At 36.2% G+C, this 25,781-nt stretch carries 16 protein-coding genes, 2 tRNA genes and 1 rRNA gene; 7 read left to right on the plus strand and 12 right to left on the minus strand.

Annotated features, from left to right (window positions below; translation table 11 throughout):
- Window positions 1–96: 96 nt before the first annotated feature.
- From G7050_RS17320 to G7050_RS17330, 3 genes are all read right to left on the minus strand, one after another.
- Window positions 97–169: transfer RNA gene (locus tag G7050_RS17320), tRNA-Ala, on the minus strand.
- A 32-nt stretch (window positions 170–201) separates the two neighbouring features.
- A tRNA-Ile gene (locus G7050_RS17325) sits at window positions 202–275 on the minus strand.
- 159 nt (window positions 276–434) lie between these two features.
- Window positions 435–1,961, minus strand: a 16S ribosomal RNA gene (locus G7050_RS17330).
- A gap of 595 nt (window positions 1,962–2,556) precedes the next feature.
- Here G7050_RS17330 and G7050_RS17335 point away from each other — a divergent pair.
- The 3 genes from G7050_RS17335 to G7050_RS17345 are packed head-to-tail and all read left to right on the plus strand — an operon-like array spanning window position 2,557 to window position 5,899.
- The gene (locus G7050_RS17335; RefSeq protein WP_166117516.1) at window positions 2,557–3,996 is read left to right on the plus strand and encodes an MBOAT family protein; all 1,440 of its coding nucleotides are present in this window, start codon (window positions 2,557–2,559) and stop codon (window positions 3,994–3,996) included.
- A gap of 4 nt (window positions 3,997–4,000) precedes the next feature.
- Window positions 4,001–4,939, plus strand: a complete 939-nt coding sequence (locus tag G7050_RS17340) for a hypothetical protein (RefSeq protein WP_166117517.1) — start codon at window positions 4,001–4,003, stop codon at window positions 4,937–4,939.
- Window positions 4,940–4,957: 18 nt separating this feature from the next.
- On the plus strand, window positions 4,958–5,899 hold the full coding sequence (locus G7050_RS17345; RefSeq protein WP_166117518.1) for a hypothetical protein: 942 nt from the start codon (window positions 4,958–4,960) through the stop codon (window positions 5,897–5,899).
- A 2-nt stretch (window positions 5,900–5,901) separates the two neighbouring features.
- On the opposite strand, the gene mnmD is transcribed toward G7050_RS17345, so the two are convergent.
- From mnmD to G7050_RS17370, 5 genes are all read right to left on the minus strand, one after another.
- Window positions 5,902–6,579 (minus strand): tRNA (5-methylaminomethyl-2-thiouridine)(34)-methyltransferase MnmD, encoded by a 678-nt coding sequence (gene mnmD / locus G7050_RS17350; RefSeq protein WP_166117519.1) that lies wholly within the window; start codon window positions 6,577–6,579, stop codon window positions 5,902–5,904.
- A 23-nt stretch (window positions 6,580–6,602) separates the two neighbouring features.
- On the minus strand, window positions 6,603–7,082 hold the full coding sequence (ispF, locus tag G7050_RS17355; RefSeq protein ID WP_166117520.1) for a 2-C-methyl-D-erythritol 2,4-cyclodiphosphate synthase: 480 nt from the start codon (window positions 7,080–7,082) through the stop codon (window positions 6,603–6,605).
- A 39-nt stretch (window positions 7,083–7,121) separates the two neighbouring features.
- Window positions 7,122–8,288: a type IX secretion system outer membrane channel protein PorV gene (gene porV, locus G7050_RS17360; RefSeq protein WP_166117521.1), complete on the minus strand. Its 1,167-nt coding sequence runs from the start codon at window positions 8,286–8,288 to the stop codon at window positions 7,122–7,124.
- 153 nt (window positions 8,289–8,441) lie between these two features.
- A complete protein-coding gene (gene porU, locus G7050_RS17365; protein WP_166117522.1) occupies window positions 8,442–11,909 on the minus strand; it encodes a type IX secretion system sortase PorU in 3,468 nt (1,155 codons plus the stop codon).
- Window positions 11,910–12,024: 115 nt separating this feature from the next.
- Window positions 12,025–12,648: a fumarylacetoacetate hydrolase family protein gene (locus tag G7050_RS17370; protein WP_166117523.1), complete on the minus strand. Its 624-nt coding sequence runs from the start codon at window positions 12,646–12,648 to the stop codon at window positions 12,025–12,027.
- A gap of 210 nt (window positions 12,649–12,858) precedes the next feature.
- Here G7050_RS17370 and pyrE point away from each other — a divergent pair, with 210 nt between their 5' ends.
- From pyrE to serB, 4 genes are all read left to right on the plus strand, one after another.
- The gene (gene pyrE / locus G7050_RS17375) at window positions 12,859–13,488 is read left to right on the plus strand and encodes an orotate phosphoribosyltransferase (RefSeq protein WP_166117524.1); all 630 of its coding nucleotides are present in this window, start codon (window positions 12,859–12,861) and stop codon (window positions 13,486–13,488) included.
- A 93-nt stretch (window positions 13,489–13,581) separates the two neighbouring features.
- The gene (locus G7050_RS17380) at window positions 13,582–14,010 is read left to right on the plus strand and encodes an SRPBCC family protein (protein ID WP_166117525.1); all 429 of its coding nucleotides are present in this window, start codon (window positions 13,582–13,584) and stop codon (window positions 14,008–14,010) included.
- Between the two features lie 81 nt (window positions 14,011–14,091).
- Window positions 14,092–15,432: an argininosuccinate lyase gene (argH, locus tag G7050_RS17385; protein WP_166117526.1), complete on the plus strand. Its 1,341-nt coding sequence runs from the start codon at window positions 14,092–14,094 to the stop codon at window positions 15,430–15,432.
- Window positions 15,433–15,530: 98 nt separating this feature from the next.
- Window positions 15,531–16,754, plus strand: a complete 1,224-nt coding sequence (gene serB, locus G7050_RS17390; RefSeq protein ID WP_166117527.1) for a phosphoserine phosphatase SerB — start codon at window positions 15,531–15,533, stop codon at window positions 16,752–16,754.
- A gap of 70 nt (window positions 16,755–16,824) precedes the next feature.
- Here the strand turns inward: serB and G7050_RS17395 are convergent, their stop codons facing one another.
- From G7050_RS17395 to G7050_RS17410, 4 genes are all read right to left on the minus strand, one after another.
- Window positions 16,825–20,391: a polysaccharide lyase family 8 super-sandwich domain-containing protein gene (locus G7050_RS17395; RefSeq protein WP_166117528.1), complete on the minus strand. Its 3,567-nt coding sequence runs from the start codon at window positions 20,389–20,391 to the stop codon at window positions 16,825–16,827.
- 205 nt (window positions 20,392–20,596) lie between these two features.
- Complete coding sequence (locus G7050_RS17400; protein WP_166117529.1) at window positions 20,597–23,134, minus strand: adenosylcobalamin-dependent ribonucleoside-diphosphate reductase; 2,538 nt, start codon at window positions 23,132–23,134, stop codon at window positions 20,597–20,599.
- 405 nt (window positions 23,135–23,539) lie between these two features.
- The gene (locus G7050_RS17405; protein WP_166117530.1) at window positions 23,540–25,027 is read right to left on the minus strand and encodes an acetyl-CoA hydrolase/transferase family protein; all 1,488 of its coding nucleotides are present in this window, start codon (window positions 25,025–25,027) and stop codon (window positions 23,540–23,542) included.
- Between the two features lie 36 nt (window positions 25,028–25,063).
- Entirely contained in the window at window positions 25,064–25,480 is a 417-nt protein-coding gene (locus G7050_RS17410) for a hypothetical protein (RefSeq protein WP_166117531.1), read from the minus strand.
- Window positions 25,481–25,781: the final 301 nt, after the last annotated feature.

Raw genomic sequence — 25,781 nt, forward strand, 5'->3', positions numbered from 1 at the left:
AAACTCTTATATACCGGTTTGATATATACTCGTTATATTTTTACTTGCTCTTTTTTACATCATGTCAAAGATCGTTTACCTATTACATAGGTATTGTGGAGAATAACGGATTCGAACCGTTGACCCCTGCGTGCAAGGCAGGTGCTCTAGCCAGCTGAGCTAATCCCCCGTAGTGGGAAGCGTGACTTCCTTCGTACTTTGTAGTCCCAGGCAGAGTTGAACTGCCGACCTCTACATTATCAGTGTAGCGCTCTAACCAACTGAGCTATAGGACTGGCTTGTTCTTGTGCGCCTGAAACTGTGGATACACAGCTTCTCTGTTCTCTTATTTTGTTAGGTTGTACATAGGTTTTGAAACATTTTAAAAAAGACATTAGACATCGGGTAGATTCCTTTTCTTCAAAGGGTCTCTTTGTTAGACAAGGCTTCTCCAGAAAGGAGGTGTTCCAGCCGCACCTTCCGGTACGGCTACCTTGTTACGACTTAGCCCCAGTCACTAGTTTTACCCTAGGACGCTCCTTGCGGTTACGTACTTCAGGTACCCCCAGCTTCCATGGCTTGACGGGCGGTGTGTACAAGGCCCGGGAACGTATTCACCGCGCCATGGCTGATGCGCGATTACTAGCGAATCCAGCTTCATGGAGTCGAGTTGCAGACTCCAATCCGAACTGGGAATGGCTTTGGAGATTGGCATCCTGTCACCAGGTAGCGACCCTCTGTACCATCCATTGTAACACGTGTGTCGCCCCGGACGTAAGGGCCGTGCTGATTTGACGTCATCCACACCTTCCTCACAGCTTACGCTGGCAGTCTTGTCAGAGTCCTCAGCTTGACCTGTTAGTAACTAACAATGTGGGTTGCGCTCGTTATGGCACTTAAGCCGACACCTCACGGCACGAGCTGACGACAACCATGCAGCACCTACACATCTGCTATTGCTAGAAGATCTGTTTCCAGATCGGTCAGATGCATTTCAAGCCCGGGTAAGGTTCCTCGCGTATCATCGAATTAAACCACATGTTCCTCCGCTTGTGCGGGCCCCGTCAATTCCTTTGAGTTTCACCGTTGCCGGCGTACTCCCCAGGTGGATTACTTATCGCTTTCGCTTAGCCGCTTATTGTAATATCACAAACAGCTAGTAATCATCGTTTACGGCGTGGACTACCAGGGTATCTAATCCTGTTTGATACCCACGCTTTCGTGCTTCAGCGTCAGTTATAGTTTAGTAAGCTGCCTTCGCAATTGGAGTTCTTCGTGATATCTATGCATTTCACCGCTACACCACGAATTCCGCCTACTTCAAATATACTCAAGAAAAACAGTTTCAACGGCAATTTTAAGGTTGAGCCTCAAACTTTCACCGCTGACTTATCATCCCGCCTACGCACCCTTTAAACCCAATAAATCCGGATAACGCTCGCATCCTCCGTATTACCGCGGCTGCTGGCACGGAGTTAGCCGATGCTTATTCGTATGGTACTTGCAATAGGTTACTCGTAACCTTTTTTACTCCCATACAAAAGAAGTTTACAACCCGTAGGGCAGTCATCCTTCACGCGACTTGGCTGGTTCAGACTCTCGTCCATTGACCAATATTCCTCACTGCTGCCTCCCGTAGGAGTCTGGACCGTGTCTCAGTTCCAGTGTGGGGGATAAACCTCTCAGTTCCCCTATCCATCGTTGCTTTGGTGAGCCGTTACCTCACCAACTGGCTAATGGAACGCATGCCCATCTTCTACCGATTAATCTTTAGCAAATATTACCATGCGGTATCCCTGCGTTATGGGGTATTAATCCGAATTTCTCCGGGCTATTCCCCTGTAGAAGGTAGGTTGCATACGTGTTACTCACCCGTGCGCCGGTCGTCATCAAAGTATTGCTACTTCATGCTACCCCTCGACTTGCATGTGTTAGGCCTGTCGCTAGCGTTCATCCTGAGCCAGGATCAAACTCTTCTTTGTATATCTTTTTTATATTCTTTGAAGCGTTTGTCTTTTTTTACTCAAGGTTTTTGACGTTGAGTTAGAGTCTCTAATCTAAAATTAGTCTCTACCCGTCTAATGCTATATTTTTTGTTTCTTATGTATCAACCGTGTCAAAGATCGTTCTTTTTTGCTTCGTTTTATAACCGTCTCTCGGTTTTAAAGCGAGTGCAAAAGTAGTCGCTTTTTATATACGCTCCAAATATTATTACAACTATTTTTGAAAACTTTTTTCCTTTATTCCCTAACTTATATCTAAACAGTGGTTTACATTGTGAAAAAAAATTCAAGGGTTTTTGCTTGGCTGAATTATGGGAAAATATTGCCTAAGATATGAGGATAGAGACCACAAATCGTTTGAATATATTTACCCTAAAAACATCTTTCAACCATACGTCATATATATTCCATCAAATAGAATCAGCAAATATCGTTAATATTCAATCCTTTTAAATTCATATAATGAAAACTAGAACTAATAATACTTTCATTTTTTTATAATATCTTTGAGCCTTCTTTATTTCGGATAAACACTACCTAGTAAATAATATACACACTAATATCAATATACTATATGTTTTTTAATTCAATCGAATACGCCATTTTTTTACCTGTTGTTTTTATTCTCTATTGGTTTGTTTTCAAGAAATCATATAAAATTCAAAATCTCTTATTAGTTATATCCAGCTACTTCTTTTATGCCTGCTGGGATTGGCGATTCATGTTTCTTCTTGGATTTTCAACCATTCTAGATTTTGTTTCAGGCTTGCAAATAGCAAAGGTACATTCTAAGGTAAGCAAAAAAATATGGCTTATACTTAGTGTTGGCATCAACTTAGGTTTTCTCGGAATATTTAAATATTATAACTTCTTTGTTGAGTCTTTTGCTGAACTATTGGCTTCGGTTGGACTTACCGCCCATTTTACAACATTAAATATTATTTTACCGGTTGGTATATCTTTTTATACCTTCCATGGGCTTTCATATGTATTTGATATATATAATGACAAAATAAAACCTTGTCATAGCTGGGTTAATTATAGCTTATTTGTAAGTTTCTTCCCTTTACTTGTAGCCGGACCAATTGAACGGGCGACACATTTACTGCCACAAGTGGAAAAAGCAAGGACTTTTAATTATAGTAAAGCAATTGATGGATTAAGACAGATTTTATGGGGATTATTTAAGAAAGTAGTAATTGCTGATAACTGTGCTGTTCTGGCAGATAATGTATTTAACAATCCAGATCAATATCATGGAAGTTCATTGGTGTTAGGAGCCATATTCTTTACAATTCAGATTTATGGTGATTTTTCCGGTTATTCTGATATTGCTTTAGGTTCTGCGCGATTGCTAGGTTTTGAGCTATTGAAGAATTTCAGCTTTCCTTACTTTTCAAGAGATATTGCTGAATTTTGGAGGCGATGGCATATCTCCTTGTCTTCTTGGTTCAAAGATTATGTATATATTCCATTGGGAGGAAGTAGAGGTACTATGCTTAAAACGATCCGAAATACATTTATTATATTCTTAGTTAGCGGATTCTGGCATGGGGCTAATTGGACATTTTTAGCATGGGGTGGATTAAATGCTCTCTTTATAATGCCTTCAATACTATTTAAGTCCAATAGAAGAAATCTGGATGTAGTGGCACAAGGCCGTATACTGCCTTCGTTAACTGAAATATTTCAAGTACTTTCAACTTTCTTATTATCTACTTTTGCCTGGATATTCTTCCGGGCTGAAAGTATTCATCATGCACTTTACTTTATAAAAGATATTTTCACTCCTGAATTGTTTAGTTTTCCTAAAATGTATTCCGGACAAGTTTTGCTACTTATTCTTTTATTCTTTTCCATTGAATGGATGGGGAGAGAAAATAATTATGCCATTGAAAAGATAGGAATCAAAGTCAAAAGCAGTTTTTTACGTTGGTCGTTCTATTATATTATTGGGATATTAATTTTCATTTACTCGGGACACCATCAAGCATTCATTTATTTTCAATTCTAAATTAATGAAGAAACTTATCTTATATACAGTGATATTCATTACTCCTTTTATTGTGACTATAATCGTAATAGAGTATTTGTTAAGAAAAATACCAAACAGTCATATGGTTAAGGCGGATGAATTTAAAACAAAAGTAAAACAAACAAAAATTCTTATTTTAGGAAATTCGCACGCTGCTAATGCTATAAATCCCGAACTTTTATCAAAAGAGGCTTACAATTTAGCCCAAGGTGCTCAGACTTTAGATATTGATTATGCTCTTCTAACTAAGCATCAAGATCAGTTGGACTCGTTAGAATACATTATTGTATCTATGTCCTATCATTCGCTTTGGTTTAAGCTTTCAGACTTAGAATATTTTAAATGGATGGCGAAATATAATAATATCTATTTCAATATAGATATAGAACATAACCCTTTAAAGATGTTTCTATTTCTTGATGAACCTATAAAAAAAGATTTAGAGTATATAAAGTTGTATTACTGGAATAAACGCCCCATAACATTCAATTATATAAATGGTTTTATTCCTGCACCACCAACTTCCGATTTAGAGAAAATCGAAAAGCATGGTAAATCTGTTGCAGAAGGATTCACTGTTCAGGATTTAACGTTTAGATATAATGAGAATTTAAGATGTCTAGAGAGTATAATACAGATAGCTAAAAAGAAACATTCTAAAGTTATTTTTATTACTATACCTTGCTACCCTACATATATTGACAACTTAAACAAAGAGCAGTTAAACTCAATGCATCATTTAATGGATAGCATTCAGGATAATAAAAATGTTTTCTATTATGATTTTTTAGAAGACGCTCGAAATTACACTCTTCAGGATTTTAATAATGGAGATCATCTAAGTTATATAGGGGCTCAAAAAGTTACTTGCAAAGTTGACTCTCTTATTAAAGTAATAGAAGGGAAAAATGGTAAACAATAAATCGTTGAGCATTTGAAGATGAAAAAACTAATATTATATACTCTTATATTCATAAGCCCATTTATTGTTATTGTAATTGGGCTTGAAACCCTTTTAATAAGGTTACCTAATGCTTACATGGTTAAAGCTGATTTTCTTAAAACCAACTCCAGCAAGACACAGATACTTATACTTGGTAGTTCACATGGAATAACAGGAATCAACCCCGACTCTTTTACTAAAAACGCATTCAACACAGCAAACTATGCACAAACATTAGATATAGACTCTAAAATTTTGGACAGATATCAAGATAAATTAGATTCTTTAGAGTATGTAATAATTCCTTTATCATATCATCTGTTATGGACTAATATTGAAGACCATCCACAAAGATGGAGACGTAAGTATTATAATATATATTATGGAATAGATATAGAACAAAATCCATTGAAAAGATTGTTATTTCTGGACGAAACGATGAGAACTAATTTTCAGATCATTCAAAATTATTATTATAAAAAAGAAGACCCTATACCTAATTTAACGCCTAAAGGATTTGTTATTTTAAAACCGGCCAAAAGCGTGGATGAAGTTGAAGAAGTTTCTGAAAAAGTTATTTCAGCTCACACTGCATCTGATTTAGATTGGAGATATTTTGAGAATATAGAATATTTAAAGCAGATTATTGAAATAGGAAAGAAGAAGAAAGCCAAAACTATTTTTGTCACAATACCTGCACATGCATCATTTGTTAAACTTCTTAACCAAAAGCAATTGAATATGTTGTATTCTACAGCAAATGAGTTAGCTGATAATAAAGATGTATTCTACTACGATTGTTTGAACGATTTTAATAAAGACACTGGCAACAAAAACTATGAGCTTTTCTTTGATTCGGATCATCTCAGCTATTTAGGAGCAGAAGTCTTTAGTCATAAGCTAGATTCGATCATTAAAGTTTTAGACAAAAAAGACTGATCTCATAATTTGGTGGCTCTTAAAATTTCCCGTTTTCCGGGAGGACCCGCTAAACGCTCTACATTATAGCCGGCTTGTAATAACATACGTCTGACAACTCCTTTAGCACAATAGGTAGTAAGAATACCCTCCTTGTTTGTTAAAGTATATAAGGTATCAAATATTCTCTGTGACCACATCTCCGATTGCTTCTCGGGAGCAAAAGCATCAAAGTAAATTACATCAAAGGTGGTATCCAGGTATAATGGAAAATCTAATTTACTAAAATCAGTTTGAATTTTGGTCAGATAAAAAGAGGATGTTATCTCATTCCTTTTACCCCAGTCACAAGCATGAAGTTGAGTAAAGTATTCTTTATTCTCAGGCTCACCGCTCTCCACATAATTTAATTGTCCAACGATGTCCATTGATAGCGGATAAAGCTCAAGACTTGTGTAATCTATTCTTTTAGCTGTATTCTGGGTAACCTGAAAAGAGAGATATGCATTAAGTCCTGTACCAAAACCTATTTCGAGTATTTTTATATCATCCTTGAGCAAATGTAATAGACCTGCTTTTATATAAATATGATCGGATTCCTGTTTTGCCCCATTCACCGAATGATAATGCTCATTAAGAGAAGGAACAAAAAGTGTGTGAGACCCATCTGCTGTAGATTCTATTCTTACTTCCTGTTCCATTATCTTTTCAACATATTCGGATATTATATCTTCTCTATTAAAGCAACAGCATACGATGAAAACCCTTCTTCTCTGCCCACAAATCCCATTTTCTCAGAAGTTGTAGCTTTGATTGAGAGATCATCTACATCAATCTCCAAAATATCTGCCATCACTTTCTGCATTTGGGGTATATGAGGATTTATCTTTGGCTGTTCGGCACAAATCGTAGCATCTATATTTCCTATTCTATATCCTTTTTGGGTAAGTACCTCTAAAGTTTTCTTCAGTAGTAATTTACTATCAACATCTTTATATTCCTTAGCCGTATCAGGAAAATGAAATCCTATATCTCTAAGGTTAGCTGCACCCAATAGGGCATCGCAAATAGCATGGATAAGTACATCTGCATCAGAATGTCCCATTAATCCTTTTTCAAAATCAATCTTCACTCCACCCAGCCATAAATCACGGCCTTCTACTAAACGATGAACATCATATCCAAATCCTACACGTATCTTCATTATAATTCTTCAATAAATTGTGCTTAAAAATACCTTATCTTATTTAAATAAATTTCTTAACCCATCCATATCAAACCCCAGCGAAAAACGGATTGTCTGATCCAAAGGATTAGATTCTGCTGCCGAAATTAAATATGCAGCATCGAGTTGGAATACATTCATTTTGAATCCTGCTCCAAATGAAAAATATTTTCGGTTTCCTTGTCTTTCACTTTCATGAAAATATCCGCCTCTAACCATAAACTGGTTATTGTATGCATACTCCATACCCGCCGACCAGGCTATCTCTTCCAGCTCTCCTCTAAGTCCATAAGGTGAATCTGTAAATGATGTAAATATTCCACGAATAGGCGACATTTCAGCGACCGCTCGTTGACGTGCCAGAAATACATCCTCTTTTTCCTCATCTCCTCTTACAGGACGAGATGGTACTAAGAGCTTATTCAGATCCATACTGAATGCCAGTGTATTATATTCGTCCAAAGGATATGTAAGGGAAGCTCCTAAACGCATATTTGTCGGAATAAAATAACTGTTAGCACCTCCATCCATTGATATTTTAGAGCCAACATTGGATATATTGAAACCCAGTCCCAGCAAACTTTCGGCAGAACCGATCATTACATACGATTCATTGTATCCGGACAAGTCGGCAGCAAAAGCATTTCCCGGAGTTGTTCCATCATCAACTGATGTAGTATAATCTGTGCGAATATACCGCATGGCAACACTACCCGAGAATGTCTGTGTCAGTTTACGTGAATAGGCTACATCAAAAGCCATTTCGTATGGAGAAACCACTGAACCAAATTGACCATTTAAATCGACTTCAGGTATATCCCCTATCGAAAAATAGCGTATTGAAGCACTTAATGCCTGATTATCTTCATTTCCAAATTTATAGAAACCCGAAGCGTAAACCATAGCTATATCTTTTACGATTTTGCGTAACCAAGGAGTGTACGACATTGATATTCCTGCCTTAGTTTCGAGAAATGCATATTTTGCAGGGTTCCAGTGTTGCGAATAGAGGTCGGGCAGAGTAGCTGCTCCAACGTCTCCCATACCTCCTCCTCTTGCATCGGGTGCAATCGTTAACGATGGAACCGCTGTTATAGGAGGATTGGCCAACTCTTGTGTATATCCTGTAAGTGCACTAATCAGGAAAAGAGCTATAAATAGGTATTTCTTACTAATTCTTATCATAGGTTTAATCTTTGTTTTTGTTTAGGTCTCAGACCTTTTTATATTTTAGCAAGTATAACAAATATAATGTGTTGTAACTTCAAACATATTACGAAATACTATATTTACTCATAGGTACGTGTACATATTGTAGCATAAAGATAAAACTCTATCTTAATGGGTAACAATTAATTTCTGAGATTTTATGGATGAAACCCTTCCATTGAGACTTACTTGTGCTGTACAAATATAAACACCCGGATTTAAACGTGAGCCTCCAGAGTCATTTAAATTCCAATTATAGGAATATTGTTGCAGATAATCTGCACTTTCTTCATGCACCCACATGAGGGCTCCAGTCAACGAATAAACCGATATCTTCACATCGACATTTGTTCCCGGAGTATTTGTGTTCAACACAAAATTAGTTTCATTTATTGCTGGATTACCCCATATTTCGAAATTATAGATTGCCGGTCTGAAATCATTACTTATAATAAAATCAATTGTTTGACTTGCTGAATTATTCCAAACATCCCACACTCTCAACTCTAACGTATGATGTCCTTCGTCTAACTCCGGAAATTGATATCTTATACTTCCTTTTTTAGTTGAATTTTCATCATTCTCAAAGTAAGGAGTCATATCAATATTTGTTCGATTATTAAGAATAAGTACCATATTGTGCCCTATTCCACTTGATAAATTAATTCCGGTGTCGTCCGAAATATCAGCGAAAAAGAGAGGCGTAGGGTTTACATGATCTCCATTTTTAAATTGAGGAGAATTCAAAAACATATTTGAAATAACAGGAGGATTAGTTTCTTCGGGCAAATTAGTATTTGTACCCCCTACCGTATAATTATAAAAAGAACCCTGAGCTTTTTTATCTCCATCCTCATTATGGGCATAAAAACTCATTTTCCCTTTTCCGCCTGTATATAGAATATCTTTGGGAGCTACAAAGTTAATTTCAAATGTACCTTCTTTAACTTCGACACTACCGGAGAATAAAGTATTCGTATAATCTTTATAACTCATGGCAATCTCATCACTTAGGCCATCCGGAGTATTTCCTCTTGTTCTAAGAGTCTGCTCCGAATCAAACACGATCGATTCGAGCTTGCCATTAAAGTCTGTAACTATATCTCCATTCTGATTAACAATATTTCCCTTGATAATTGTATTATCTAAAGCTTGTATATTAAGATCTTTTTCATCAGCAGACAGTCCATTCATTTCAGTAACTTCAACACGATAAGTTTCATCCGGATAATTTAATCTTAATGCAGGATCTCCTAATAATTGGAACTTCAGCTTATTCATATCCTGCAACATATCTTTCTCCAGTTTAGCATTACGAATTATATCACCCATTCGAGCAGCTTTTCCGTCTTTGGGTTTCAATAAATGCTTGGTTATATTGTTATTCATAAGAGTATTATCAACAATAAATACAACTCTTACTGTAGAAAACAAAGCAATAGCACCTCCATTAGGATTCAATAAGGCAACTTCGCCTCCCGAAGTATCATCGGCGTCGAAGCGGCTAAAATCGCAAGTTGCAGTTATCCAAAGAGGTAATCTGTTATTATTCATTGCAGTTATATCCGAAAGTTTCAATAAAAACTCATGGGTCCAAGAATCTGTAGCACCATGTCCTATAAAATTCAAAGCCAAAGTCCCTCTATTTATATTATCAAGAACAGCTTGTGTAGCATCCGGATAACGTGCACCATTAGTGCTTAATACTCTTTCATAAGAATCTTGATAAATACGGTTCAATATAAAATCGGGATGGTTAGTAGCAGTGTAAGTAGCTAGTTTTTCGGCATCTAACATGTGTCCTCGCTCCGATATAAGAGTGTGATTAGGAGCAATAGCATCATCGGCAATAAATGTTATATTATTTTGCCATATTCCTCTATTAGTATTCTCCATATATGCTGTTATTTTGCTTACAGCTATTTGAGCTTCATTTTCGGTTCTCACAGGCAGACGCCCTATAGAAATATCCAGCTTGTCTAAAGCCAAATCACGACCTTCGCTATCATCCAAAAATCCTAAATAGTCATCAGTTACATAAGAAGCTGTCTCCTGTAAAGACTCTTCTGTTTGATAAGTCAAAAGCATTGACTTTTTATTTTCAGCAGTCCAATTAGATTGAATAAAGCGATTATCGAATGTGCCCCCTCCAAAAAGGAAAAGATATTTAGGCCTGTCTTCTTCGGAAGTACTTCTGTCATAGAACATTTTCACAAATCGACGATACGCAGTTATATCCGGATTACCGGACGAAAACTCATTATAAATATCATCCGGACTAACAATTAACGACCTCAAACCTTCCTTTGCATGCAATCCGGCAACTTGCTCAGCATAAGATTTCAAAAACGGTTGAACTATAATTATCATATCAGGGCTCGTACTTGCATGAAGGTTTTGATTAGACACTTTACCGACAAGTGTAGGAGAAGGAATTGTTTTAGAAATATCCACTAAAGCATATTCATGTATATCAGTATTAGATGCTCCGAAGCTCAGAGTAGTGCCTGATAAGGATGCATCAATTTTTCGAACCGTAGTATTATCCGTAACATCCCATACCAACATCGAACTGCTGGCTTCTGAAATATTGAATTGAATATCTCCCCTATTCGTTTTATCACGAAATAAAGTCACTGCACCATATGGTTTTAGCGCTCGTTGATAATTTACTCTTATATAATTCAGATAAAGGTTCTGATCGGTGCTCCATCCCTTTGTATAAGTAAGATTCAACGTATTCTTATTTTGTAGATTTGATCTGACTATTGTATCATTTATGGTGGTTGCACGCGTATAATATTCATTCGTTACTTCAGTCTTCTGGCTTTTAACCAAACCTCCATTTACAGATACACTAAGCATCCCAACCGGTACAGTAACTCTTGATATAAAGTCATATCTTATAGTAGCAGGGGCGGAAGTTACCCCTTCAAGAGGTAGTGTAAAATCCTGAGAAGTTTTACTTTTAAAGCTTTCACCAAAGAATTTGCGACCGGTTTCTGCTATATTTACCAGCTCTTTTTCGTGTAAATAATAATCATCGAAAGTATTTACTTTAACAGACGCTGCAGAAGAAGCCTGCGTAGCCATGAGTTTAGGCTGATCAGTAGATTCGGTCACAAAATAATAAGCAACCTCATCAGCCTTAGTATCACTATTCTTAGAATATGGATTTTGTTCGTGTACAAACTCTTTCAGTTTTTCATCATATACCCATTTAATACCTCCACGGGCATAAAACAATATATAATCTCCTTTTCCAAAATTAGCGGGGTCTTTACTCATCCATATCGAAACCTTAGGAAGATCATCTATATAAGGTTTTGTAAAGTCCTCATCCAGAATCCAGCCTCCATAGCCATATATTTTCACATTCTGAGGGTTAGATAAACCCATTTTAGCTAACTCTTCATAAGTCAATTTATACACACCGGTAGCAGGCACCTTTATTTTATACCAGTTTCCTTGTGATAATACAGAGTTAGCTGCGTATCTACTCCCATCATTATCAACTGCTGATAGTTGAAATAAGGAACAGATACTAAAAAAGAGTAGTGTATAGAAATATCTTTGCAACAGTTTTTGTCTTAACATATAAATTAAGGTCTCTGACCTTTGTTACTTTGGTAAGCATAAATACAATTTATAATTATAATTTTATCACTATAAATTATATCTAAGACCTTACTATTACCTATATATATTCTTGTTAGCGTACATAAAAATCAAAAAGTTTCTTATTTTCCAAAAAACCCTCCAAGTGATCGTCTATATCGACACGTCCAACTCCGGCTGGAGTTCCTGTAAATATAATATCGCCAATCTTTAATGTAAAGAAACGGCTCACATAATCTATTATTTTATCAACTGAATGAATCATATCAGATGAATTTCCTATTTGAACCTGATTACCATTTTTATGCAGCTCAAAATTCAAATTATCCATAGAGCCGGAAAATTCTTCTTTTGGAATAAACTCACCTATTGCCGCAGAATAGTCAAAACCTTTAGACAGTTCCCAAGGAAGCCCTTTCGATTTTAGCTCCGATTGCAGGTCTCTTGCCGTAAAATCTATTCCAACAGTCAGTTCATCATAATAGCGGTGAGCAAACCGTTCTGCAATGTTCTTACCCAATCTGTTTATACGGACAACAATTTCCAATTCGTAATGAATATCATTCGAAAAATCCGGTATAAAAAAAGGCTTATTATCCTTCAGTAAAGCAGAGTCGGGCTTGATGAAAATAACCGGATTATCGGAAGTAGCCGAATCGGCTCTTCCCATCTCGCGATTATGTTCCTGATAATTAAGACCTACGCAAATAATCTTCATTCTTAATGTGTCAAATTACAATACAATATACAGAATTCACAAAGATAAAAATATTTTCATACTAAAATGACGATATTAAAGGATACAACACTTATTATTACACATAAATCCATAAAGAATCAAAAAAATAGATACAATTGTATAACTCATATCTACCATTATATCTATATTTGCACTGCAATTTGTTATATTTATTTTATCCCACAGACTATGAATACTTTGGAAAAAATGACAGCAGAAAAGCTGTTGAGAATTAAGGCTATAAAGCTTCAACCATCGAATCCGTTTACATGGGCATCCGGATGGAAGTCTCCCATATATTGCGATAACAGAAAACTTTTCTCTTATCCTGCAATCCGTAATTTCGTAAAGATTGAGCTAAGCCGTTTAGCAATGGAATTATACCCCGATGCCGATGCTGTAGCAGGTGTAGCAACAGGAGCTATAACACCGGGAGCATTAGTTGCCGATTCTTTAGGCTTACCTTTTGTATATGTACGTGCTACTCCAAAAGATCACGGACTGGAAAATCTTATTGAAGGTGAGTTAAAGCCAAATAGTAAAGTATTGGTTATTGAAGACCTGATCTCAACGGGAGGCAGTAGCCTTAAAGCTGTAGAAGCCATCAAGAGAGACGGATCGGAAGTTATCGGTATGATTGCCATATTTAACTATGGTTTACCTATTTCAAAAGAAAATTTCACTAAAGCAGGTGTAGAGCTTACAACTCTTACTAATTACGATGCAGTATTAGGTGAAGCGTTGAGAATCGATTATATAGACGAATCGGAACTCGAAACACTTCAAGAGTGGAAAAAAGATCCTGCAAACTGGAAATAAGGTCTCAGACCTTTTTTGCATTACTTTGGCAAGGACGACAACAACCTGTGAAAGTATAGTACTAAATACTTTTATTTACTTAATATCGTAAAAATGGCGGAATATATCAGCGATATAAAAACAATACCTTATTCGGATCAGGATATTTTTTCGGTTTTATCAGACCTGAGAAAATTAGACCTGATTAAAGATAAAATACCTCAGGACAAAATCAAAGATTTCTCATATGATCAGGATTCCTGTACAGTTACTGTAGATCCGATTGGAAAAGTTAGATTTGTTATTGTAGAGCGTGAACCTAATTCTACAATTAAATTTGAGGCCGAACAACTTCCTTTCAAGTTGAATTTATGGATTCAATTAAAACAATCAGCCACAGAAGAAACTAAAATGAAGCTGACCGTAAAAGCCGATATAAATGCTTTCTTGAAACCCATGATATCAAAACCGTTACAAAACGGACTGGATAAAATGGCCGAGACATTAGCCACCATACCTTATGGTGATTTAGCTGAAAAGTAAGGGTCTCAGACCCTTTTGTTGTTTTGGGAATACTGAGAATAAATAGTTGAAATTGCTTAATTAATTAAGGAAAGCTAACGAATGAAACTTTGGCAAAAAAATACACTGGTTAATAAAGATATAGAAGAGTATACGGTTGGTCACGATAGAGAAATGGATTTATATCTAGCCAAACATGATGTAATGGGCTCGATGGCCCACATAACCATGCTCGAATCAATCGGATTACTTGCAAAAGAAGAATTATCTATTCTTCTTAAAGAACTCAAATCAATATATAATACCATAGAAGAAGGTCATTTTACAATAGAAAATGATGTAGAAGATGTTCACTCTCAAATAGAATTAATGCTTACCCGTAAATTGGGTGATGTTGGTAAAAAAATTCACAGTGGTCGTTCGAGAAACGATCAGGTATTGGTTGATCTAAAACTTTTCACTAGAGAACAGATTAAAATTGTCGTAGAATCAGTATCAGGTCTTATTGATGTACTTTTACAGCAAAGCGAAAAGTATAAAAATGTCCTTATACCCGGTTATACTCACTTGCAAATAGCAATGCCATCGTCATTCGGATTATGGTTTGGAGCTTATGCCGAAAGCCTTGTTGATGACTTACAGTTACTTTTGGCTGCATTTAAAATCTGTAACCGCAATCCTTTAGGATCTGCCGCCGGATATGGTTCTTCATTCCCATTAAACAGACAACTAACAACAGATTTATTAGGATTCGATTCTATGAATTATAATGTTGTATATGCTCAAATGGGAAGAGGTAAGATGGAACGCACTGTAGGCTTTGCCATCGCAGGCATAGCCGCAACTCTATCTAAACTATCTTTTGATGCATGTATGTATAATAGTCAGAACTTTGGTTTTATAAAGTTGCCGGATGAATATACTACAGGATCAAGTATCATGCCACATAAGAAGAATCCCGATGTATTTGAATTGTCCCGTGCTAAATGTAATAAATTACAAGCTCTGCCAACAGAAATTACTTTGATTACTAATAATCTTCCGTCAGGCTACTTTAGAGACATGCAACTTATCAAAGAAATTTTCTTGCCTTCTTTTGATGAGCTAAACAACTGCATTTCTATGATTGGTCGTATGATAGGTGAAATTAAAGTAAACGAAGAGGTTATAAATGATGATAAATACACCTATATATTTAGTGTAGAAGAAGTAAACCGTCTAGTATTGGAAGGAATGCCCTTCAGAGATGCTTATAAAAAAGTAGGTATGGACATCGAAAACGGTAAATTCTCACACAACCGACAAGTGAATCATACACACGAAGGAAGTATCGGAAATTTATGCAATGAGCAAATAGAATTACTAAAACAAAATATAATAGATCAGTTTGATTTTGCCTCTATAGAAACTGCAGAATCGAAATTACTAAACTCAGCAAACTAAGGTCTCTGACTTTTTATTGCTTCGAAAAGTATAAAATCAAAACTGGATATCTTTTTAGACTGTAGTATTAAAGAATTGAAACTACTTAAAATTTAAGAATGGAGGATACTGAAATAATTTTAGTTCGCATATCAGGACAAGATCGTCCGGGTGTGACCACTGCTTTAACAGCCATATTAGGACATTACAATGCCACTATACTTGATCTTGGACAGGCAAACATACATCATTCGCTATCGTTAGCAATTATGTTTGAGTCTCAAACCGAAAAATCAGGTTATATCCTCAAAGATTTACTATTTAAGGCTGACGAATTAGGTGTCAATGTCAGATTCTCCCATCTAAGCAAAGAAGCTTATTCCACTTGGGTAAATCTTCAAGGAAAGAATCGTTATACTGTTACTATTTTGGGACGTGAGCTAAATGCAACACATATATCCATAGTAACACAAGTATTGCTAGATAATAAACTCAACATTGAGAAAATTACTCGTCTGACTTCTCGCATTCCCTTAAATAAAAAAGATAGAATCGGTCGGTCGTGTATAGAATTATCAGTTCGTGGAACTATCGAACATTTTAAAGAACTGCAAAAAACATTCCTTACTCTTTCTGCAAAATACCAGATTGATATTGCTTTCCAAGAAGAAAGTATGTATCGTCGTATGCGTCGTTTGATTTGTTTTGATATGGATTCAACTCTTATCCAGACTGAGGTTATAGATGAACTTGCCGATCGTGCAGGAGTAGGAGAAGAAGTTAGGGCTATTACTGAAGCTGCTATGAGAGGCGAAATAGACTTTTCCGAAAGCTTCAAAAGAAGAGTTAGCCTACTCAAAGGTTTAGATGAATCGGTTATGAAAGAGATTGCCGAAAATCTGCCGATAACAGAAGGAATGACCCGATTAGTACGTATTTTGAAAAAGAGTGGATATAAAATAGCCATTCTTTCGGGTGGATTTACTTATTTTGGTAATCACTTAAAAGAAAAATACGGATTTGATTATGTATATGCCAACGAACTGGAAATTGAAGACGGTAAACTTACCGGAAAACATGTTGGAGATATTGTAGATGGCAAACGCAAAGCAGAGTTGTTACGTTTAATTGCTCAGGTCGAAAAAGTAGATTTGAAACAAACTGTAGCCGTAGGTGATGGAGCGAACGATCTACAAATGTTGGCTACTGCAGGACTAGGAATTGCATTTCATGCAAAACCTAAAGTCAAAGAGAATGCACAACAGTCTCTTTCTACTGTAGGACTCGATGGGATTTTATATTTCTTGGGGTATAGAGACTCGATGCTCGAAGGAGATTATTAAAAAATATAATAATATAAACAGTAAAGTCCCGGAGATTTCCGAGACTTTGCTGTTTTATAAAAGATGGGTTTTACTTCACCATTAATTTTAGACTTTCATTCAACTCTGGATGTTTATTGTCTTTAATTGATAAAACATATACTCCTGATGGTAATTTAGAAGAATCAACCGAATGATCTTTGGTTATAAGCAATGTACGCCCCGACATATCTATTATTCTGATTTCAGCAGTATTGGTTTCTTTCGGGAAATCAATAAATAATATATTTCCTCTCAATACAGGGTTAGGGTATACCGTAGTACTTACTCTTGTATCACTAATTAATTCAACCGTTCTGAGGGTAGATGCTAATGACTTGAACTCGATCAACAACTTAGGATGTTTATTTACATCAGATGATTCTTTCGAATAAAATTGTGCATCTGTTTTTCCATCACTACCTTTTGAGGTAGAAGATACGTGCAATGATATGATTTTATTTCCTTTCTTATACTCTGAGCGAACATATTCGGTAATATCAACCTGTACATCAGAGCCTGCCGGTAAACCATTAACAGTAGCAATAGGCTCAGCCAAAACAGAAGGTTTGTTTGCCCATGTTAAAGTCGATTCTGTCCATGTATTTGCCACCGGTACAATTTGCCAGCTGGTATTTTGAATAGAAATATTAGCGTATGAAACCGACAATTTTAAGTAAACATTATCTATTTCATCAAAACTGGTATTTTCCAGATTAAATTTAAAATACACCTCTCGATTGTATCCATCACCGTCTTTTTTAATAGTCAAAGTATTAGTTGTACCATAATTGGTATTCGCAAAACTACCATCTCTTACCCAAGCATCTTCGATAGCAATAAATTCAGACGATGCGGTATTACTTTCGCCCTTTTCTTGTAACATTAATTGTGGAGCTTTAAGCGGATCACTTCCCTCTTTCGAATAAAACTGAGCATCTGTTTTGCCATCGGCACCCCTGGTTGTTGACGAAATATGCAAAGTCAATGTTTTACTATTATTTTTAATTTCATTAAATACAGCCTGAGATATATCCACCATAACATTAGAACCGGCAGGTACTGTAGAAACTGTCGCTATTGTATTAGTAGTGACAGGTCTATTATTCCATGTTATACTTTTCTCGCTCCATGTATTATCAGCAACATATCCTATATTCCATTGAGTATCATGAATTGATGTATTGGAGTTTGCTACATACAGAGCTAAAAATATATTTTGATACTTGGTTATATCAATATTCTGTAAATCAAATTTAATATAAGCCTCTCGATTATAACCATCTCCATCTTTTTTCACAACTAAAGTATTAGCTGTTCCATAATTCGTATTTGCATAATCGCCATCCCTTACCCAAGAATCTTCTATTGCATAAACAGATTTATACTTAACCGATACATATTCAGGAGTATCCTGATCTATTATATACTTGAATGTAGAACCGGCATACGAATCGGGATGTTTAGGCAGTGTACATTTTAGTTCTTTTGTACCTCCAATAGTTGGGAACTTTGTCCGCAAAGTTACATTTGATTGTACTCTCGATGGATCTGAGATATAAACTTCAACTTTGGGCGTTCCTACATTTTTAAGGATTAAAGCACATCCCCTATCAGCATAAACAGTAACATCTCCATTTCTAAATGTGGCAGCTTTATAAAAGACCAGACTTAAAATATTTAACCCTTTATGTCTTACAGCCTGGATTGAATCTGTATTTGCCAATATTTCAATATCAGCACTAGAATAGGTATTCATTTCTGCTGATGTAGTTTTATTTGGAACAACTATATAGGAGTAACTTCCATTGGTGGGCTTAACACCATGATTAAACCACATTTTAAATACTTCTTTTGTTATTACCTCATCGCTAGAAGGTGCATTAATAGATTTCCATGTTCCGGTCTGATCTTGATTAGTAATAGAAATATTTCCCCCTTGAGGAAAGATATAACCTATTCCATTATGCAACACCCATGATGGATTAACATAATTATGGCTTCCTTTACTCAATATTGTTTCGGTTCCATTCGTATTAGCAATCACACTTCCTTGAAGTAAACTTTGATTAAGTGTTGTGTTTATTGTTTGTGCTACTGTCGAAGCAATAGCCGCACCTAAGCAAACAACCTCGTCATCAAAAAAGAACCATGACTTTTTAGCTGTTGTATTAATATTATAGTTATTATCATTAAGCCAATAAGTACTTACCCCGTATTTTCCGTCAGAAACCCCTCCGGCAAAAGTACTTGTACCTACTTGCCCCCACTGTGCAGGTTTTGGTATCGTTATCAAAGAAGGAGCTGTTACACCGGGTATCTTCGCCCAATCCCATACAGGGAAAATATCGACATACTCATCGCCATTGATAGCAATATCAGTTGCTCCGTCTGCAAGGAAGTATCCTTTAAGGTTCTCTTCATTACCATTCTCATTCCGACATGTGTATTTCGATGCAGTTCGTACATCAAAAGTATAACCCGGGCGTTGATGCAATGTATAATCAGACCGCCAAAAGTGAGTGTTGGTTGATTTCAATCCATATCCGGGAGATTCTGTTCCCTTCAATCGTTTTACTGCTGCTTCGTATTCTTCTGTATTCGCTGGATCAAGAGCAATCATACGGTTTACAACTGTAGCAAAACCAGATTGGCTAAGACCGTTTTTTCTGCTCACTCCACGACCCAATACATTATAAAGAAAATATTTACCCCTGATAATCGGTAAATAAATAGTTCTCATGAATTGACTCAGCAAATCTAGTTTTTCGCCGGATAATGCATAGGGAGTGCCTACCATATACTCGGCAATACTAGATATACCATTCACAAACACATGCCCATACCCACCAACATATAATTGATTACCATGCTGTTGATAGGAATAATCATGCTGTAGCCCCTCTCCTGTTGTTAAAAATATAGGAAAGTACACCTGATCTGCACCAAAAGACAATACTGAAGTATCTTTAGTCAAACACCCTCTATATATCCAATGTGTAGCAATATCCAGTTTGTTAGCTCCGGTCCCTTGCGACCCCGGCTCATCAGGCTTTCCCCCTTCACTTTTCATACGTGCCAGAAGGTTATTTTCGAGAGTAGCAGGCAATTGCTGTGCTCCCGAACGCATAAGAATCAACATAACACCCATTCGCTGAGGGCAAGCTATTTTCTGCATATACCAATTGGTACTTAAAGGATGTTTATCATACCAAAAACCGAGCATCTTTACAATCGTATTATAAACGGCTGCATCTCCAAAATACTTGCTATTGGTCATTGTATAAGCAAGTACCATGCTCTTCATCCTGTCTAAATGACCAATCGGTTTCCAGTCAGTCTGGGCATTATCTGCATAGTTAATATCAGGAAAAGATCCATCTTCCTGGATAACCGATAGATAATAAGTAGTATTATTTTCCATAGTCGTGACATTAACACTTTTATGAGCAGATTGAATACGCTCCATGACTACTTCAAATACATCAGCTTTGGTATCATCTGATGTTTGATTTTTGGATGCATAAAGACTACTTAAAAATGTTAATCCAATAAAAAGAATGAGAAAATTCAGACATCTCTTATTCGTATAGAGATGCTTTTTAATAATGTTTTTCATGTTCCTAAATTTAAAGTTTGTAATTCTGTGTACAGTCAAGCTCTGTAAAACGGTCAAAATATAGTGTATTCTATCCAGACAACAATACTTATTCTTTAATTTAACACTTACATCAACACACAGATACATAAAAAACTAGCCCTACTTCTGTTTAGAAGCAGGGCTAGAGACAATATGTTAAATTAATACTTAGATCAATTCAGGATCAACCACATTTTGAAGCACCACAATTGCTACATTTCAAACAACCCTCTTGATAAACTAAGGTTTCTTGCTCACAAACAGGACATTTTTGACCTTTCAATTCGGCACCGTTAGGAAGGTACTTCTTCAAAGCTCTTTCAACCCCATTTTTCCATGTATTGATTGTTTCGCTATCTAATTCCAAACCTTGAACCAGTTTAATAACCTGATCGATTGGCATACCATAACGCAATACGCCTGAAATCAATTTAGCATAATTCCAATACTCAGGATTAAACTTACTGTTCAGACCTTCGATTGTTGTTTTATAGCCTCTCTTATTCTTGAATTGGAAGTCATAGCTACGTTCTCCATCGTCATCAGTACTTTTAATAATAACTCCTTTACTTACATGTTTAGGCAACATAATACCTTCATCATCGTCATTAAGACCTGTAAATATTTCGTAAGGACGACCATCTAGAACACCGATAAAGGCAATCCATTTTTCCTTGTTATTTTGGAATCTAATTACGTCTGCTTCCAGCTCTTTAGGACGAGAAGTCACCAAGATTGGACGTTCGTAACATTCGTCTTCTTTTGTTTTTTTGTCATCGGCAGCCAATAATACACCTGCACGTGAACCGTCTCTGTAAACAGTACATCCTTTACATCCGCTCTTCCAAGCCTCAACATATAATGTATTTACTAACTCTTCCGACACATCTGATGGTAAATTTATAGTTACACTGATTGAGTGGTCAACCCACTTTTGAATACGCCCTTGCATTTTCACTTTTTGCAACCAATCTACATCATTCGAAGTTGCTTTATAGTACGGAGATTGAGCTACCAGATGATCTAACTCTTCCGATGAATATTTTTTAGTCACTGAGTGTCCTTTTGCTTCCATCCAGGTTACAAACTTGTGGTGGAAAACAATGTATTCTTCCCATGAATCGCCATTTTCATCTATAAAGTCTACTTTAACCTGTACATCATTCGGATTTACCTTACGACGACGTTTATAGACAGGAAGAAATACAGGCTCAATACCTGACGAAGATTGTGTCATTAAACTAGTTGTTCCCGTTGGAGCTACTGTAAGACAGGCAATATTACGACGACCGTATTTTTCCATCTCAGTATAAAGAGTAGGGTCTTCAGCACACAATCTATTGATGAACGGATTATTTTTTTCTCTTTCGATATCAAAGATTTCAAAAGCACCACGTTCTTTTGCTAAATTGACAGATGCACGATAAGCTGCAATAGCCAAAGTACGATGTACTTCTTCAGCTAGAGCCGTAGCATCTTCCGTTCCATAGCGAAGATTCATTGCTGCAATCATATCCCCTTCTGCAGTTATCCCCACGCCTGTTCTACGTCCTTGCAATGTTTTCTTGCGGATTTTTTCCCATAAGTTTCTTTCGGTTTGTTTTACCTCTTCCACTTCAGGGTCTTCATTTATTTTCAATAATATATTATCAATCTTTTCTGTTTCCAGATCAATAATATCATCCATAATACGTTGAGCTAGTGCTACGTGTTTTTTGAATAATTCAAAATCAAAATAAGCATCATCAGTAAATGGATTAACTACATATGAATATAAATTAATCGCCAGCAAGCGACAACTATCGTAAGGACAAAGAGGTATTTCACCACATGGATTAGTAGATACTGTACGGAAACCTAAATCGGCATAGCAATCAGGCACCGATTCTCTAAGAATTGTATCCCAGAATAAAACTCCCGGTTCTGCCGATCTCCAAGCATTATGTACAATTTTCTCCCACAATCTCGAAGCATCTATTTCTTTTGTTGTAGTAGGATCGTTTGACACAACAGGATATTGTTGCGTATAAGTTGTTCCATCAACAACAGCCTGCATAAAGTCGTCATCAATTTTAACGGAAACATTTGCACCTGTTACTTTTCCTTCTACCATTTTGGCATCAATGAAAGATTCCGCATCAGGATGTTTTATAGAAACACTCAACATCAAAGCTCCGCGGCGACCATCTTGTGCTACTTCACGGGTAGAGTTTGAATACCTTTCCATGAAAGGAACCAAACCAGTTGACGTTAATGCAGAATTTTTAACCGGAGAACCTTTTGGGCGGATGTGAGAAAGATCATGCCCTACTCCACCTCTGCGTTTCATTAATTGCACTTGTTCCTGATCGATGTGCATAATCGCACCATATGAATCTGCCGATCCATCGATTCCGATCACAAAACAGTTCGAAAGAGAAGCAATTTGAAAATCGTTGCCAATACCCGTCATTGGGCTACCTTGAGGTACGATATACTTAAACTGATCAAATAAGTCATATAATTCCTGACTTGTAAGGCCGTTTTCGTACTTTTTCTCAATACGAGCGATTTCATTGGCTAGTCGCCAGTGCATATCTTCCGGCGAGTGCTCATAAATATTGCCGGCAGCATCTTTTAATGCGTACTTATTGACCCAAACCTTAGCGGCCAACTCATCTCCTTTAAAGTAAGCTAGAGCTGCTTCACAGGCTTCATCAAAAGTGTAGATTTTACGTTCCATTGTGAGGATATTCTTTAATTTGAAATTTTATTCTATTGTTCTTTATTTTTCAGCAATACAAAATTACCGAGTAATAACGAATGTTACAAATTTTAAAACAATTTGTTTTCAACAATGTTCAATGTTTTCCGAAATAAAAAACAATCAACTCATTTACAGACAATTAAAAAATTAACACTGTTGGAAAGTTTTCCAAAATAAAATTACAATAAATTTGCCTCTGTAATTATTTTTCATATCAAACACCCTACAGTTATAATAAAATTATCGGATTCGGCATAACAATTTATATTATTTCTAATGAAAAAAATTAAATAAAAAACCCTGTCCAAATAAATCGAACAGGGTCATATCATTTTAACAAAACAGATTCTATCAAAGTGTAAAATCTAAATTATACCGATTTTATTTCTTTTCCCACTTTGTATTACGCATATCTCCTGTTTCAGTAAAAGCTTTATGAAAAGCAAAACAGTTATACATATCAAAAGGAGTCTGTCCTGCAGGAGCATTTGCTATATATTCGCGCAACAAAGGTCTGTAATCAGGATGCGCACATTTCTCTATGATTTCGTGAGCACGTTCTAATGGAGACTTTCCTCGAAGATCAGCAACCCCATATTCTGAAATGATAATTTTCACAGAGTGTTCACTATGGTCTTCATGAGATACTAAAGGAACAAAAGCACTAATTTTACCATCTTTTGCGGTAGAAGGTGTCACAAATACCGAAACATAAGCTCCTCTTGTAAAGTCGCCCGATCCACCAATACCGTTCATCATTTTAGTCCCCATAACATGAGTTGAATTGATATTTCCAAAAATATCAGCCTCCAACGCTGTATTTATAGCAATGATACCTAAACGACGAACTATTTCCTGATTATTTGAAATTTCAGAAGGACGAAGAACAGTTCTTTCTTTAAAGAAGTCTAGATTTTTATATATTTTCTCAATACAAGGATTACTCACAGTTAAAGAGCATCCGCTTGCAAATTTAATACGACCCGATTCCATCAAATCGATAACTGCATCCTGAATAACCTCAGTGTAAACCTCAAAATCAGGAATTTCTTTACTCTCTCCCATTGCCGCCAATACAGCATTTGCAATATTACCTACACCTGATTGAATAGGAAGAAATGATTTAGGCATACGGCCTTCAGCCATCTCTTTGATAAAGAAGTTAGCTACATTATTACCAATCTGAGTAGTCACTTCATCCACAGGAGCAAACCCTCCACCTTCGTTAGGGGTATCAGATTTTACTACAATTATCTTACTTGGATCTACTTTTATATGATCTTTACCGATTCTATCACGAACCGCATAAATAGGAATCTCTCCACGCTGAGGAGGGTCTTGTAATTCTACAATATCATGCATTCCGCGCATTTCTTTCGGATTCCATGTATTCAGTTCTACAATCACCACTTTTGCAAGACGAGCCACTGTAGGAGAAATTCCAACTCCACAGGTTGGAACTATTTCGCCATTCTCAGTCACATCACAAGCCTCAATTACTGCGACATCAACACCACCCAAAAATCCATAACGAATTTCTTGTGCCAATGAAGAAAGGTGCATATCAAAATAGGGAACTTCTCCCGAATTAATTGCATTTCTTAAATCTTTATTTGTCTGATAAGGCGTACGGAATTTAATTGCATGTGCTCTTGCCAATGCTCCATCAAGCATATCTCCGGTTGAAGCACCTGTAAACATTCCAATCTTAAACGGATTACCCTTAGCATGCTCTTCTTCTGCAAATTTAGCTAAAGCAGTAGGTACAATCTTTGGACATCCGGCATGTGTAAAACCACTAAAACCGACATTGTCATCGTTCTTGATAAGGCGTGCCGCCTCATCTGCACTCATAAATTTTAATGCCATTTCTTTATATAATTGATTATAATTTGTTCCAAGTGATTAGTATTTTCTCTCGAAGATAAGTGTGTGAACAAAAGCTCTTCTAAAATCCTCCTTTGTATCCAACTGCAAATCAAAAGATTCTTCAACAGAATCTTCGTCTTTCAAAAAATGTTCATCATCTCTAAAATTTGTTTTAGATTGACGATCGATATGCTGCTGAATAGCCGACACACCTTCATCAGCAAAGGTATATCCGGCAGGACTCGGAGAGTATATATTTTGGTATTCGGAAGTATTTGAACTTTTATCTACTTGTTGAGGTCTTGAAAAAGGTGCAGGTACCGAAGAAATAATCGGACGTGCCGGCTGCGAAAGAGTCCTTTCTTTATTTTTTTTAGCTTCTTTCTGATAAGTTCGTACAATATTTACAATTACAATAACTGCAACTATTACATATACGATTACATTTTCCATACCAATAAATCTATATTCTGTTGAGCATTTTGTACCTCACAAAGGTACGAATTATGTATCTTAATTTACAACTTTTTATCAAAAACATTTTCTTTGTCGACAATCCCCTATAATTATCTCTTATAAACAAAAAGTGAAGAGATTAACCAAGATCAAAAATAAATAAAACTCCTATAAAAGAAACAACACCTTTCTTTGTGAGTATGAATAAATTCATCCAATCAGAACCTTTAAATCCATATAAATAAATTACCTTTACATATCAGACATAAATCTTCGCGTGCATTTTCACATCAATTTA

This window comes from Dysgonomonas sp. HDW5A (genome assembly GCF_011299555.1).
Classification (GTDB): Bacteria; Bacteroidota; Bacteroidia; order Bacteroidales; family Dysgonomonadaceae; genus Dysgonomonas_A.

What these genes read in the sequence shown, in the direction of transcription:
- G7050_RS17335 (WP_166117516.1), top strand. Translation starts at nt 2,557, where the DNA reads ATGTTTTTTAATTCAATCGAATACGCCATTTTTTTACCTGTTGTTTTT.
- G7050_RS17340 (WP_166117517.1), top strand. Translation starts at nt 4,001, where the DNA reads ATGAAGAAACTTATCTTATATACAGTGATATTCATTACTCCTTTTATT.
- G7050_RS17345 (WP_166117518.1), top strand. Translation starts at nt 4,958, where the DNA reads ATGAAAAAACTAATATTATATACTCTTATATTCATAAGCCCATTTATT.
- mnmD (WP_166117519.1), bottom strand. Translation starts at nt 6,579, where the DNA reads ATGGAACAGGAAGTAAGAATAGAATCTACAGCAGATGGGTCTCACACA.
- ispF (WP_166117520.1), bottom strand. Translation starts at nt 7,082, where the DNA reads ATGAAGATACGTGTAGGATTTGGATATGATGTTCATCGTTTAGTAGAA.
- porV (WP_166117521.1), bottom strand. Translation starts at nt 8,288, where the DNA reads ATGATAAGAATTAGTAAGAAATACCTATTTATAGCTCTTTTCCTGATT.
- porU (WP_166117522.1), bottom strand. Translation starts at nt 11,909, where the DNA reads ATGTTAAGACAAAAACTGTTGCAAAGATATTTCTATACACTACTCTTT.
- G7050_RS17370 (WP_166117523.1), bottom strand. Translation starts at nt 12,648, where the DNA reads ATGAAGATTATTTGCGTAGGTCTTAATTATCAGGAACATAATCGCGAG.
- pyrE (WP_166117524.1), top strand. Translation starts at nt 12,859, where the DNA reads ATGAATACTTTGGAAAAAATGACAGCAGAAAAGCTGTTGAGAATTAAG.
- G7050_RS17380 (WP_166117525.1), top strand. Translation starts at nt 13,582, where the DNA reads ATGGCGGAATATATCAGCGATATAAAAACAATACCTTATTCGGATCAG.
- argH (WP_166117526.1), top strand. Translation starts at nt 14,092, where the DNA reads ATGAAACTTTGGCAAAAAAATACACTGGTTAATAAAGATATAGAAGAG.
- serB (WP_166117527.1), top strand. Translation starts at nt 15,531, where the DNA reads ATGGAGGATACTGAAATAATTTTAGTTCGCATATCAGGACAAGATCGT.
- G7050_RS17395 (WP_166117528.1), bottom strand. Translation starts at nt 20,391, where the DNA reads ATGAAAAACATTATTAAAAAGCATCTCTATACGAATAAGAGATGTCTG.
- G7050_RS17400 (WP_166117529.1), bottom strand. Translation starts at nt 23,134, where the DNA reads ATGGAACGTAAAATCTACACTTTTGATGAAGCCTGTGAAGCAGCTCTA.
- G7050_RS17405 (WP_166117530.1), bottom strand. Translation starts at nt 25,027, where the DNA reads ATGGCATTAAAATTTATGAGTGCAGATGAGGCGGCACGCCTTATCAAG.
- G7050_RS17410 (WP_166117531.1), bottom strand. Translation starts at nt 25,480, where the DNA reads ATGGAAAATGTAATCGTATATGTAATAGTTGCAGTTATTGTAATTGTA.